The 12,330-nt window shown below is 68.9% G+C and carries 13 protein-coding genes; 3 read left to right on the top strand and 10 right to left on the bottom strand.

Translation table 11 applies throughout. From position 1 onward, the window contains the following. Nucleotides 1–68: 68 nt before the first annotated feature. From ACK8OR_RS13215 to ACK8OR_RS13180, 8 genes are all read right to left on the bottom strand, one after another. Complete coding sequence (locus ACK8OR_RS13215; protein ID WP_410189842.1) at nt 69–806, bottom strand: hydroxypyruvate isomerase family protein; 738 nt, start codon at nt 804–806, stop codon at nt 69–71. After that, a complete protein-coding gene (otnC, locus tag ACK8OR_RS13210; RefSeq protein ID WP_410189841.1) occupies nt 803–1,450 on the bottom strand; it encodes a 3-oxo-tetronate 4-phosphate decarboxylase in 648 nt (215 codons plus the stop codon). The genes ACK8OR_RS13215 and otnC overlap by 4 nt, the downstream gene beginning before the upstream one ends. Further along, nucleotides 1,447–2,304, bottom strand: coding sequence for an L-threonate dehydrogenase (gene ltnD, locus ACK8OR_RS13205; RefSeq protein WP_410189840.1), 858 nt, complete (start codon nt 2,302–2,304; stop codon nt 1,447–1,449). Before ltnD ends, otnC begins: the two co-directional genes overlap by 4 nt. Further along, nucleotides 2,297–2,884: a glutathione S-transferase family protein gene (locus tag ACK8OR_RS13200; protein ID WP_298438323.1), complete on the bottom strand. Its 588-nt coding sequence runs from the start codon at nt 2,882–2,884 to the stop codon at nt 2,297–2,299. The genes ltnD and ACK8OR_RS13200 overlap by 8 nt, the downstream gene beginning before the upstream one ends. Before the next feature lie 43 nt (nt 2,885–2,927). Next, nucleotides 2,928–3,926, bottom strand: coding sequence for a DNA polymerase III subunit delta (holA, locus tag ACK8OR_RS13195; RefSeq protein ID WP_410189839.1), 999 nt, complete (start codon nt 3,924–3,926; stop codon nt 2,928–2,930). Further along, nucleotides 3,923–4,417 carry an LPS assembly lipoprotein LptE gene (gene lptE, locus ACK8OR_RS13190; RefSeq protein ID WP_410189838.1) on the bottom strand — a complete coding sequence of 165 codons (495 nt, stop codon included), beginning with the start codon at nt 4,415–4,417 and terminating at the stop codon, nt 3,923–3,925. Before lptE ends, holA begins: the two co-directional genes overlap by 4 nt. After that, nucleotides 4,404–6,944 carry a leucine--tRNA ligase gene (leuS, locus tag ACK8OR_RS13185; protein ID WP_410189837.1) on the bottom strand — a complete coding sequence of 847 codons (2,541 nt, stop codon included), beginning with the start codon at nt 6,942–6,944 and terminating at the stop codon, nt 4,404–4,406. The genes lptE and leuS overlap by 14 nt, the downstream gene beginning before the upstream one ends. Before the next feature lie 100 nt (nt 6,945–7,044). Then, nucleotides 7,045–7,554 (bottom strand): DUF3576 domain-containing protein, encoded by a 510-nt coding sequence (locus ACK8OR_RS13180; protein ID WP_410189836.1) that lies wholly within the window; start codon nt 7,552–7,554, stop codon nt 7,045–7,047. 270 nt (nt 7,555–7,824) lie between these two features. On the opposite strand from ACK8OR_RS13180, the gene ACK8OR_RS13175 reads away from it, so the two are divergent. Then, nucleotides 7,825–8,970 (top strand): porin, encoded by a 1,146-nt coding sequence (locus ACK8OR_RS13175; RefSeq protein WP_410189835.1) that lies wholly within the window; start codon nt 7,825–7,827, stop codon nt 8,968–8,970. Nucleotides 8,971–9,058: 88 nt separating this feature from the next. Further along, on the top strand, nt 9,059–9,712 hold the full coding sequence (locus tag ACK8OR_RS13170) for a YggS family pyridoxal phosphate-dependent enzyme (protein WP_410189834.1): 654 nt from the start codon (nt 9,059–9,061) through the stop codon (nt 9,710–9,712). On the opposite strand, the gene ACK8OR_RS13165 is transcribed toward ACK8OR_RS13170, so the two are convergent. Then, nucleotides 9,709–10,206 carry a L,D-transpeptidase family protein gene (locus ACK8OR_RS13165; RefSeq protein WP_410189907.1) on the bottom strand — a complete coding sequence of 166 codons (498 nt, stop codon included), beginning with the start codon at nt 10,204–10,206 and terminating at the stop codon, nt 9,709–9,711. The genes ACK8OR_RS13170 and ACK8OR_RS13165 overlap by 4 nt on opposite strands. Before the next feature lie 104 nt (nt 10,207–10,310). Continuing rightward, complete coding sequence (ribA, locus tag ACK8OR_RS13160) at nt 10,311–11,354, bottom strand: GTP cyclohydrolase II (RefSeq protein WP_410189833.1); 1,044 nt, start codon at nt 11,352–11,354, stop codon at nt 10,311–10,313. A gap of 173 nt (nt 11,355–11,527) precedes the next feature. Between ribA and ACK8OR_RS13155 the strand changes: the two genes are divergently transcribed. After that, nucleotides 11,528–12,214: a response regulator transcription factor gene (locus ACK8OR_RS13155; protein ID WP_298438304.1), complete on the top strand. Its 687-nt coding sequence runs from the start codon at nt 11,528–11,530 to the stop codon at nt 12,212–12,214. Nucleotides 12,215–12,330: the final 116 nt, after the last annotated feature.

Raw genomic sequence — 12,330 nt, 5'->3', positions numbered from 1 at the left:
CGCCCCCCGCGCCCCCCCCCCCCCCCCCCCCCCCCCCCCCCCGGGTCGGACCGCCCGGGGCGGTCCGACTATCGCGGCCAGGCGCGCAACCAGTCCAGGGTCGCGCCGGTATCGCCGCCGGGCTTGTACTCGGCCCCGAACGGCCCGCTCCAGTCCAGTACGGGCAGCAGCCGGTCATAGGCGATCTCGCCCTCGTCCGGGCGGCCACGTGCGGGCACCCCCGCGAACTGGACATGACCCACCACATCCCGCACCTCGCCGAAGCGGCGGGTCAGGTCGCCTTCCATGATCTGCACGTGGTAGCAGTCGAACATCAGCTTCAGGTTCGGTTTCGCCAGCGCGTCGATCAGGACGACCGCCTGCCCCGTCGTCGTCAGGAAATAGCCCGGCGCGTCGTGGCGGTTCAGCGGCTCGATCAGGATGGTCAGATCGGGGGCCGCGTCGCAGGCATAGGCGAGCGTTTCGCGAAAGGTCGCGTCCGCCGCCGATCCTTCGGCGAACCCGGCCATCGCGTGGACCGCGCCCGCGCCGATCTCGCGCGCATAGGTGACAGCCTCGTCGATGGCCGCCCTGGCCTCCGCCTCGCGACCCGGAAGCGCGCCCAGCCCGTTCGTCGTACCGTTCCGCGTGTTCAGCCCCAGGCATGGCAGTCCCGTCTCGTCGAGTGCCGCACGGGTCTCGGCGGCGGGTGTGTCGTAGGGCCAATGCAGCTCGACCGCGTCGAACCCGGCCGCCTTGGCCGCCCGGATCGCGTCCGGTAGCGCACGATCGGTCCAGAGAAATCCCAAATTGGCCGAAAACTTCATACGTCCCACTCCACATCGAATTTGGTCACAACGTCACGCACCTGGCCGTCATCGAGGCCCCGTGGTCCCATCCCGCGCGTCAGAAGGGCCAGCTTCGCCGTCGCCTCGAGTTCCTCGATGGCGTTGCAGGCGGCCTCGATATCGCGGCCCGCGACCACCGGCCCATGATTGGCCAGCATCACCGCCGACCGCTTGCCTGCCAGCCCCCGCACCGCATTGCCCATCGCCGGATCGCCCGGCAGGAAGAACGGCAACAGCTCGACGCGCCCCAGCTGCATGATGCCATAGGGTGTCAGCGGCGGAAGGAACGGCTCGCCCGGCTCGGCCAGCATCGAGAGCGCGACGGAATGGCACGAATGCAGATGCACGACCGCCCCGGCCGTGCTGCGCGTATCGTAGAAGGCCGAATGGAGCGGCATTTCCTTGGTCGGGCGGTCACCGCCGACATGTGTGCCGCCGGCATCGAAGCGCGCAAGCCGCCCGGGATCGAGCCGCCCGAAGCTGGTCCCGGTGGGCGAGACGAGCAGCCCGCCATCCTCGGTCCGGGCCGAGATATTGCCGGTCGACCCATGGGTCAGTCCCCGGTCGAAGAGCGATCGGGCCAGCGTGCAGATCGTCTCGCGCAGCCGCGCCTCGGCGCTCATGGCAGGTCGAGCCCGGCCTGGCGGGCATAGACCTTGGCGACCGCAGCGTCGTCCTCGTCAGAGAGGCCCAGCGCCGCCGCGTCACGGAACCGCGAGAGCGCGGTCTCGGTCAGCGGCATCTCGATCCCCGCCGCCGCCGCGATCTCGCCCACGATCCCGAGATCCTTGAGCCAGATCGGCACCGCCGAGCGGGGCGTGTAGTCGCCGTCTCGGATATGCGGTCCACGGTTCTCCAGCATCCAGGATGTGCCCGCGCAGGACGGGATCACTTCCATGAACTGGGCCGGGCTAACCCCTTGCGTCATGCCGAAGACCATCGCCTCGGCCATGGCGGCGATATGCGTGCCCGCCAGCATCTGGTTGACCGCCTTCATGGCCGATCCGGCACCGGCCTCGCCCAGCTCGAACACCGTCTCGGCCATCGCGTCGAGCGCGGGGCGCGCGGCGGCGAAGGCCGGCGCACTGCCCGAGGCCATGATCGAGAGTTGGCCGGTCGCCGCCTTGGCGGCCCCGCCCGAGATCGGCGCGTCGAGATAGTGCAGCCCCAGCGTCGAACAGCGCGCCGCCATGTCGCGCGCGAAGGCCGGCGGGACCGTGGCGCAGGCGATCACGACCGCTCCCTCGGCCAGCGAGTCCGCGATGCCCGATGACCCGAAGAGCACGTCCTCGGTCTGTGCCGCGTTCAGCACCACGAGGACGGCCGTCGAGATCGCTTCGGGCGCGAGGGGCGTGCCCCCGTCGAGCGTCACCCCTGGCCGCACATCGTGCCCGGCCACGCGGTGCCCGGCGCGCAGCAGCGACTGCCCCATGCCCATCCCCATGGAGCCCAGGCCCCATATCCCGATATCAGCCATGCGCGATCGCCCTCCGGAAGGCGGGGCGTGCCCGCATCGTGTTCATATGCGCCCGCAATGCGTCGGGCAGGTCGAACTTGAGGCCCGCGGCCCAGCCGCAGCAATGCGCCAGCAGAATGTCCGGGATCACGGGCTCCTCGCCCATCAGGTACGGCCCATCGCCCAGAAGATCGGCCATGACGGCGCCGTAGCGCCCGAACTGCCAGCGCAGGCTGTCCTTCACGGCCGGCACGCGCTGATCCTCGGGCAGGATGAAACTGTGCTTGGCATAGGCCCAGAGAACGGCGTCGAAGGTCTCGTTGATCGTGTTGGTCAGGGCATCCTGCCGCCCGCGTTCGTAACTGCCCGCCGGATGCGTGAAGCGGCCCGCGCGGTCGGCGAGCATCGTCATCATCGCGACGGAATCGAACAGCAGCCCGTCATCGGTTTCGAGCACCGGGATCTTGCCCAGCGGCGAAACCGCGAAGGCTTCAGGCGACCGGGGGTCCGTTCCGACGAAATCGAAGGTCTCGCCCAGCTCCTCCAAGAGCCAGAGCGGTCGCATCGCCCGGCTCTTCACCTGCCCGTACAATCGATACATCGCGATCCTCCCAGCCCCCTGAACCGGGAACCTAGGGCAAAGGTCAGGTCCGCGCCATCATCGCAAGTCGGATCAGGGCACGCTCCATCACCGCAAGGGCCGGCGCGCGCGAGGCGGACCGCAGCGTCAGGTCGGTCTCCATCAGCAGCGCGAGCGCCGTCTCGAGCCGGGCCGCCCCCCAGGCGCGGACCTGCCGGTCCATCGCGTCGCGGCGCGGCCCGAAGACCGGCGGGCGAAGGTTGCCCACGCCGCCGCCGACCGCCGCCGCGTGAAGTTGCTGGAAATGTCGGGTGGCGAAGATCACCAACGTTACCGCAGCGACCCCCTGCCCGCCCAGCCGCTGCATCAGGGGGCCGATGGCGCCCGCGCGCCCATCGGCGGCCGCCGCGATCACCTCGTCGGTCTCGGCGTCGATGGTGGCGGGCGCCATCAGACCGACCGCTTCGGAGCCGACGGTCTCGCCCCCGGCATAAAGCGCGATTTTCGTCAGCGTCTGGCGGAAGTCGCCGGGATCGAGCGCCAACGCCAGCGCGTCGATATCGCGCCGCGCGTCGGGGTCGAGCGTCAGGCCCTCGGCGGCGATGGCAGCCTCGATCTCCTCGCGCGACATCGGATCATCGTAGAGTCCGACCGCCACCGCCTTGGCATGCCCCTCGAATGCCTTGCGCAACTTCGAGGTCTTCTTCAGCGCCCCGCCGGTCACGACCAGCGCGGCATCGCCCGCCGCCCAGTCCGCCAACGCCGCGATCACCGGGGCGGCCTGTACCTCGGTGACGCCGTCGACGAAAACGACGCGCGGGCCCGGAAAGAAGCCCACGGCCTTCAGCGCGTCGGTCACGGCGGTGGGATCAGCCTTGGCCTCGGCCCCCGACATGCGGGTCAGGCGCATTTCCTCGTCGGCGGTCGGACCCGCGAGATTGGCGATCAGCTCCTGGCGCTTCAACGCGACCCGCATGGCGTCGCCGCCATAGATCAAAGCGCCCGCCGTGGTGGGATCGGGCGTCGCGAAGAAGCGCGTGGCCTGCGCGCCCCGCAGGTTCACGGGGTCGCGGGCAGCGGCGCCTCGGCCAGAAGCCGCGCCACCACCTTGTCGGCCAGGATCACCGCCAGCCGCCGCTCGGCATCGCGTTCGGAGGCGAGGGTCGAGATGGTCGATCCGCTGGCGGAATAGGCGGTGAAGCTGCGCTCCGTCCCCTGCAGCAGCACCACGTCCGAGCCGGTGGGAGATAGCGTCCAGCGCAGCGCGCCTTCGAGGTTGAACCGCGTGATGTTGTTGGACCCGTCGATGGCCAGCGCGACCTCCTCGGCGGCGAAGACATAGTCGAGGGTCCAGCGCGGCGCATCCGGCAGCCCCAGACGCTCCTCGAACTGGCGCACGAAGGCAAAGCCGAAATCGGTGTCCGGTTCGGCGGCGAGGATGGCGCCGCGCAGGGCCGTGCCGCCCCCCGCCGGCCCATAGACCGCCGTGAAGCCGCAACCCGACAGCAGGGCGCCGAGCGATGCGGCGAAGACGGCGCGCCTAGACCACGACATTGACGATCCGTCCCGGCACGACGATCAGCTTCTTCGGCACCGCGCCGTCGAGCATACGACGCACGGTCTCATCCTCCAGCACCAGCGCCTCGATCGCGTCCTTGGCCATGTCCTTGGGCACGACGACCTCTGACCGCTTCTTGCCGTTGACCTGGATTGGCAACGTCACCGTGTCGTCGACCAGGAGCGCCGGGTCCGCGACCGGCCATTCGGCGTGGATCACGAAGCCCTCGCCACCCGCCATGCGCCAGACCTCCTCGGCCAGATGCGGCGTCATCGGGGCCATCAACTGCGCCAGAACCCGCATCGCCATGCGCCGCGCCTCGGCCCCCGCATCCGAGCGATTCAGCGTATTGGTGAACTCGTAGAGCTTGGCGACCGACTTGTTGAACGCGAAGCCGTCGATTCCCTCGGTCACCTCGTGGATCGCCTTGGCGGTCGCGCGGTGCAGGTCGGCATCCGCAGGACCGCTCGGCCGGTCGGCGCGCGCGATATCCTCGGCCAGCCGATGCACCCGGCGCAGATGCTTGTGTACCGCCTCGGCCCCCTCGGGCGTCCATTCGAAATCACGCTCCGGCGGGCTGTCGGACAGCACGAACCAGCGGGCCGTGTCGGCGCCGTACTGCGCGATGATGTCCATCGGATCGACGACGTTCTTCTTCGACTTGGACATCTTGATCGCGGGAATGACCTCGATCACCGCGCCGGTCTCGCGCACGGTCCTGCTGTCGCGGTCGATCTCCTCGGGGAGGTGATAGACCGTGCGACCCCGATCGTCCTTCGTCGCATAGGCGGGGTGCGTCACCATCCCTTGCGTGAAGAGCGCGTCGAACGGCTCTTCGGTGCCTTGCGGCAGGTGCCCGGTCCGGACCATCGCGCGGGCGAAGAACCGGCTGTAGAGCAGGTGCAGGATCGCGTGCTCGACCCCGCCGATATACTGGTCGACATTCATCCAGTAGGCGACGTCTTCGGCCATGGTCGGTGTATCGGCGCGGGGCGCGGTGAAGCGTGCGTAGTACCACGAGGAATCGACGAAGGTGTCCATCGTGTCGGTCTCGCGCTTCGCGGCCGCACCGCATGTCGGGCAGACCACGTCGCGCCACGTCGGATGGCGATCCAGCGGGTTGCCGGGCACGTCGAAGCTGACATCTTCGGGCAATTCAACCGGCAGGTTTTCCTTCTTCTCGGGCACCACGCCGCAGGCGTCGCAATGCACCACCGGGATCGGGCAGCCCCAGTAGCGCTGGCGGCTCAGGCCCCAGTCGCGCAGGCGGTACTGGACGCGGCCACGCCCGATGCCCTGCGCCTCGGCCCAGTCGATTGTCGCGTCGATCGCCTCCTGACCGGTGGCGACGTCGATACCAGCAGGCTGGTCGATCCAGCGCACGGTCTCGGTCTTGGGCGGGACGAAGGCCTCGTCCGCGACCGGCGTACCGTCATCGAGCGCCACGAAGGTGTCGATCACGGCCAGATCGTACTTTCGCGCGAAGTCGAGATCGCGCTGGTCGTGCGCGGGGCAGCCGAAGATCGCGCCGGTGCCGTAATCCATCAGGACGAAGTTCGCGACCCAGACGGGGAGCGTCCCACCCAGCGGGTTCTCGACCGCCAATCCGGTGTCGTAGCCGCGCTTTTCGGCCTTCTCCAGCGCCTCCTCGGTGGTGCCGCCCCGGCGTATATCCACCGCGAAGGCCGCCAGATCGGCATCGTCGGCCGCCAGCGCCCTGGCCAGCGGATGCTCGGGCGCGATGGCGATGAAGGACGCGCCGCGCAGCGTGTCGGGGCGCGTGGTGTAGATCTCGATCCCGTCATGGCCGTGCGCGGGCGCGGAGAGCGCGAAGGTCATCTCCAACCCGCGCGACTTGCCGATCCAGTTCTCCTGCATCAGCCGCACCTTGTCGGGCCAGTCCTCCAACTTCCCCAGCCCGGCAAGCAGGTCCTCGGCCATCGACGAGATCGCGAAGGCCCACTGCGTCAGCTCCTTGCGCTCGACCTCGGCGCCCGAGCGCCAGCCGCGGCCGTCGATGACCTGTTCGTTGGCCAGCACTGTCATGTCGACCGGGTCCCAGTTCACGACGGCGGGCTTGCGATAGACCAGGCCCGCGTCGAGCATGTCGAGGAACAGCGCCTGCTGCTGGCCGTAATACTCGGGGTCGCAGGTCGCGAACTCGCGGCTCCAGTCGATCGAGAGGCCCAGCGGCTTCATCTGGCCGCGCATCACGTCGATATTGTCGTAGGTCCAGGTCTTCGGATGCCCGCCCGACGCCATCGCGGCGTTCTCGGCCGGCATCCCGAAGGCGTCCCAGCCCATCGGATGCAGCACCGAGAAGCCGCGCGCGGCCTTGTAGCGCGCCACGACGTCGCCCATCGCGTAGTTGCGGACATGCCCGATATGGATGCGCCCCGACGGATAGGGGAACATCTCGAGCACGTAGTATTTCGGCTTGTCGCTCCGGGTGGCGCGGAACAGGTCGGCTTCATCCCAGGCCGCCTGCCACTTCGCCTCGATCGCGGTGCTGTCGTAGCTCATCTCGCATCCTGTCATGCAGGCGCCCGGACCACGCGGGCGCCGGGCGCGGATGTCTGTTTTCGTGTCGCGCGCCCGTGCCGCGGGCCGCGCGAGGGGAGCCTTAGAGGTTGCTGTCGCGGATGCGCAGCTGCCGGGCCCGTGTCAGGATCGCGTCCTCGATGGCGCGCTGGGTCTCGCGGTTGACCGTGCCGCCCCGGCTGCGCAGCGCCACGTTGAGGCTGCGCGCGTCGAGCGCGGGGTCCTGCACGTAGACCGTCGCCTGGTAGGCCCGCCCGCCACCGGGCGGGGTACCGTATCCGAACTGGATCACGCCCGAGAACGGATCCGCGTTCTGCACCGGCATGAAGGACAGCACGTCGAGCGACGCGGCCCAGAGATAGCGGTTCACCTCGAGCGTGACGTTCGGGTCGTCCCGGTTGTTGAAGAGGTCGAACACGGACGACTGCTGGGAGGTCACCTGGCGCCCCTCGCTCGCGCGGTCGGCCGGATTGTCCTGTGCCGCGATCCGCTCGGCGCGGGTCTGGCCGAACAACGTGCCATTGCCGCACCCGGCGAGAACTCCGGCGAGCGTCATGCCCACGACCCAATTTCGCACGGTCTTCGCCCGCATCTGTCGTCCCCTTCGATCTTTCGCGCCCTGCCTACCCCGGATGCGCGTCCTCGGACAAGGTATCCTGCGCCCTTCGGGCCACGCTCCGGGGTCGAGTTTGTCCCAACTTGGGCACCCCTGCCCCCACTGTGGCAGAACCGCACCGGTAAAAGGGCGAAATCCGGCGGGCCTTCAGGGGCTTCCTTGCAGCGCGGGGGCCGATGGTAGAAACGACAACCACGCCCAACGCGATTCCCGTGGTGGGGACGAACGAAATCTAGAGGGAAAACTATGAAAAAAGTTCTCTTTGCATCCACCGCACTGGTCGCCCTGACGGGCGTCGCCGCGGCCGATGTCACCATCTCCGGTAACGCCGAAATGGGTATCCGCGACGCGGGTGGCTTCACCTACGGTGCCGGCACCGCCGTTGCCGCCAACACCGACGTGGGCTTCTTCACCGACATCGACGTGACCTTCACGATGGCCGGCGAAACCGATGGCGGCCTGACCTTCGGTGCCACGATCGACCTCGACGAGTCGGACGATGGCGACGCGTTCGGCGACGCCACCCAGGGCGGCGAGACGATCTTCATCTCGGGCGCCTTCGGTACCCTGACCGCCGGCGACACCGACGGTGCCCTCGACTGGGCCCTGCAGGAAGTCAACTTCGCCGCGGGTTCGATCGACGACGCCGAGACGGGCCACACGGGCTTCAACGGCAATGCCGGCCTCGACGGCCTGTATGACGGTCAGATCGTCCGCTACGACTACTCCTTCGGTGACTTCGGGATCGCGGTCTCGGCCGAACTGGACGACACCCAGTACCCGAGCGCTGCCAGCGCCGACATCGTCGACACCGACGACGTCTTCGGTCTTGGTATGACCTACCAGCTCGACTTCGGCGGCGCCGAGCTCGGCCTGGGCGCTGGTTTCCAGACGGCTTCGGTCAACCTGGGCGCGGGCGACATCGACCTCGACACCTACGGCCTCTCGATCAACTCGAGCTTCGCCGGCGGTTGGCAGGCTGGCCTGTCGTACATGTCCTACGAGAACCACTTCCCGTTCGGCGGCACCGCGGCCACGGCCACCTCTGCTGCGACGACCGGTCTCGATGACGCGCTCGGCGTGACGGACACCGTCGGTGCGACCACGGTCGTCGGCGGTCGCATCCTGACCAACGGCTTCGACACCGATCACATCGGCGTCGGCGTGGGTTACACCACCGGTGCGATCTCGGTTGGCGTGAACTACGGCAAGTACGACCACGACGCCGGTCCGGAAGCCGAAGGCTACGGCATCGCCGCCAACTACGACCTCGGCGGTGGCGCGATCATCCAGCTGGGCTACGGTCACTCGGAAGTTTCCGGCGGCGCGTTCGCTCCCGGCATCAACGTCGACAACGACACCGTCTCCTTCGGTGTGCGCATGAACTTCTGATCCTTACGGATCACAAGTCGGGAAGGGCGGGCCTTGTGCCCGCCCTTCTTCGTTTGGCATGACCGGTCCATCCCTCCGGAGGCCGCCCATGTCCCTGCCCCAGATTACCGCCCGCATCGACGCCGCATGTGCCAAGGCCGACCGCTCGCCCGCCGAAGTGACGCTCATCGCGGTCTCGAAGGTCCAGCCGCCCGAGCGTGTCGAGGCCGTGCTGGCCGCGGGCCATCGATCCTTCGGCGAGAACCGCGTCCAGGAGGCGCAGGGAAAGTGGCCCGCCTGGCTCGACGCCTTTCGGGGCACCGAGCTGCATCTCCTCGGACCGCTCCAATCCAACAAGGTCCGGGCGGCGATGGACCTCTTCCACGCGATCCATTCGATCGATCGCCCCAAGATCGCCCGCCGCATCGCCGATATCGCGCAGGAGACCGGAGACTGCCCCGCCCTCTTCCTGCAGGTGAATACCGGCGAGGAGGACCAGAAGGCCGGCATCCCTCCGCGCGAGGCCGATGCCTTCATCCGCGACGTGCGCGCCATGGATCTGCCCATCGCGGGACTGATGTGCATCCCCCCCGCCGACGAGACGCCGTCGCTGCATTTCGCGCTTCTGGCCAAGATCGCCGCGCGCAACGGCGTCGCGGGGCTCAGCATGGGCATGTCCGCCGATTTCGAGCAGGCCATCGCGCTGGGCGCGACCCATATCCGTGTCGGTAGCGCGATTTTCGGCGACCGCGTCGCGGCCTAGCCCCCGACGATCACCCGCGTTCCGGGCACGACGCGCCGGGCGATCCACGCCAGGTCCGCGGGATCGAACGCGACGCAGCCCTCGGTCGGCGCGCCGGGCCGGCGCCAGCGATGCAGGAAGATCGCGCTGCCCCGCCCCGGCCGCGCTTCGGGCCAGTTCCAATCCGTCAGGAGTACGAGGTCGTAGAGCGGATCGGCCCGCCGTAGCCGTTCGGCCGACCCCGCGAAGGGCGCGCTGACGGCCCGATTGTAGGCCGGGTGCCCCACATCGTCGCACCAGAGGTCGCGCGGCCCGATCGGCATCGCCCAATCGGCGGGCCGCGCCATCCGGTCGGCGCACCAGAGCATCCCGACAATGCGGTGCAGACCAGCGGGCGTCGCCCCGTCCCCTTCGCGCTTGTCCGCACGGATCCCGCCTCGTCCGAGGGAACAGGGAAACGTCACACCCGCGAACCGGACACCGCCCGGCCGCACCACGAGATCGGCGGGCCCGATCATCCTCTGGCCCGAAATACCTCCGTCGGAGACCGCCGCCGCGGGGGGCTCGATGCCCCCTGCGGCGGCCCGCCGGGCGTGCCATCCCCGATGGCGCGCAACCCTCATTCCAGATGCCCGGATTTCGCGCGCTTCACGTCCAGGTAGCCCGCGTTTTCGGTCCGGCGTCCGACCCGCAGCGGCACACGTTCCACGACCTCGATCCCCTCCGCGCGCAGCACGTCGATCTTGCGCGGATTGTTCGTCATCAGCCGAATGCGCGCGACGCCCAACCGTCGCAGCAGCCCCGCCCCGAGGCGCAGATCGCGCTCGTCATCCTCGAAGCCCAGCCGGTGATTGGCCTCCACCGTGTCGAAGCCCTGGTCCTGCAGATCGTAGGCCCGCATCTTGTTGGCCAGACCGATGCCTCGCCCTTCCTGTTGAAGATAAAGCAGGATTCCGCTCTCCCGCGCCATCGCCTCGAGCGCGGCATGAAGCTGGGGGCCGCAATCGCACTTGACCGAGCCCAGAACGTCGCCAGTGAAGCAGGCCGAATGCAGACGCACGAGGACGGGCGCGGCGCGGTCCACCTGGCCGATCTCGACCGCCGAATGCTCGGTGCCGCCGCCCCGCTCGCGGAAGACATGTACCCGCCCCGCGCGATGCACCTCGAGCGGAACGCGCGCCGCCGCGACGGCGCGGGGGGCCGGGTCATGTCCGATGATCGCGCCCACGGGCAAGACTGTGATCCCCTCGGGCGCCGGCATCTCGACCCCCACGACCGCGGGCAGGAGTTCGGCCCCCTTCGCCAACCGCAGGCCGTCGCGCCAGGGGCCCGCCGTGTCGTCCCGACACGTGACGAGCGGCCCCTTCATCGGCAGGTCGAGATCCCGCGCCGGGTCGGCCACCGCCCGCAGCCACGCGGTATCCGCGCCTGATGGCACCTCGATCCGCGCGAGATCGCCATCATAGGCCCGGGCGCGCAGCGTCTCGGCCCGCCGCGCGGTCACGGCCAGCACGAGCGGGCCCGCCGCGTCCATCGCCGCCAGCCGCTCGACCGACAGCGTCTCGACTGACGCCAGCACGACGCCGCCGATGGCCACCGGCAGGCCGACCCGCAGGTCTGCACGCGCGCGGGCGGCCAGTTCGGATGGGGTCGGGAGCATCATCGCGCGGCGGATCCTGTAACAAATCGCGCGGAGCGGCCCGCGCGACCTTCCACATATGAAACAATTCCGCGCTTGGCGACACGTCGGCGTGAGCGGGCCGTGAGATGCGCGCGCGGACCCTTGGCGCAGGCGGCCGCGGCGGGCACGTTCGGCCCAACAGATGGAGGCGAACGATGGCGAACCTGAAGAAGATCCTGCTGGTGGACGACGACGACGACCTGCGCGACGCGCTGGCCGAGCAACTGGTGATGACCGAGGATTTCGACGTCTTCGAAGCCGACTCGGGCGCCACCGGCATGTCGCGCGCCAAGGAGCAGCCCTACGACCTCGTCGTGCTCGATGTCGGCCTGCCCGATACCGACGGGCGCGAGCTCTGTCGCCTGATGCGCAAGTCCGGCGTCAAGTGCCCCGTCGTGATGCTGACCGGCCATGACAGCGACGCGGACACGATCCTGGGCCTCGACGCGGGTGCCAACGACTACGTGACCAAGCCGTTCAAGTTTCCGGTACTCCTGGCCCGCATCCGCGCCCAGCTCCGCACCCACGAGCAGTCCGAGGACGCGATCTTCACGCTGGGGCCGTACACGTTCAAGCCCGCTCAGAAGATGCTCGTGACCGAGGACGACAAGAAGATCCGCCTGACCGAGAAAGAGACGAACATCCTTAAGTTCCTCTACCGCTCGGGCGACGGCACGGTGGCCCGCGATGTGCTCCTGCACGAGGTCTGGGGCTACAATGCCGGGGTAACCACCCACACGCTCGAAACCCATATCTACCGGCTGCGCCAGAAGATCGAACCGGACCCCTCGAACGCCCGTCTGCTGGTCACCGAGAGCGGCGGATACCGGCTGATGGCCTGATCTGTCCCCCGTGTCGCCGCGGCCACAACCCCGCGGCGATCGGGCGATTCAGCTAAATTAACCTTACGTTAACCCGATCCCGGTTCTAACGTTAAGACATGCCGGACGCGTCCCCG

The organism is Jannaschia halovivens (assembly GCF_046452375.1).
GTDB classification, from domain to species: domain Bacteria; phylum Pseudomonadota; class Alphaproteobacteria; order Rhodobacterales; family Rhodobacteraceae; genus Jannaschia; species Jannaschia halovivens.
The sequence above is the reverse complement of the archived record's forward strand: the minus strand, read 5'-3'. Positions and strand labels throughout refer to the sequence as shown.

Coding starts and splice junctions, on each gene's coding strand:
- ACK8OR_RS13215 (WP_410189842.1), bottom strand. CDS start 806: ATGAAGTTTTCGGCCAATTTGGGATTTCTCTGGACCGATCGTGCGCTA.
- otnC (WP_410189841.1), bottom strand. CDS start 1,450: ATGAGCGCCGAGGCGCGGCTGCGCGAGACGATCTGCACGCTGGCCCGA.
- ltnD (WP_410189840.1), bottom strand. CDS start 2,304: ATGGCTGATATCGGGATATGGGGCCTGGGCTCCATGGGGATGGGCATG.
- ACK8OR_RS13200 (WP_298438323.1), bottom strand. CDS start 2,884: ATGTATCGATTGTACGGGCAGGTGAAGAGCCGGGCGATGCGACCGCTC.
- lptE (WP_410189838.1), bottom strand. CDS start 4,417: ATGTCGTGGTCTAGGCGCGCCGTCTTCGCCGCATCGCTCGGCGCCCTG.
- leuS (WP_410189837.1), bottom strand. CDS start 6,944: ATGAGCTACGACAGCACCGCGATCGAGGCGAAGTGGCAGGCGGCCTGG.
- ACK8OR_RS13180 (WP_410189836.1), bottom strand. CDS start 7,554: ATGCGGGCGAAGACCGTGCGAAATTGGGTCGTGGGCATGACGCTCGCC.
- ACK8OR_RS13175 (WP_410189835.1), top strand. CDS start 7,825: ATGAAAAAAGTTCTCTTTGCATCCACCGCACTGGTCGCCCTGACGGGC.
- ACK8OR_RS13170 (WP_410189834.1), top strand. CDS start 9,059: ATGTCCCTGCCCCAGATTACCGCCCGCATCGACGCCGCATGTGCCAAG.
- ribA (WP_410189833.1), bottom strand. CDS start 11,354: ATGATGCTCCCGACCCCATCCGAACTGGCCGCCCGCGCGCGTGCAGAC.
- ACK8OR_RS13155 (WP_298438304.1), top strand. CDS start 11,528: ATGGCGAACCTGAAGAAGATCCTGCTGGTGGACGACGACGACGACCTG.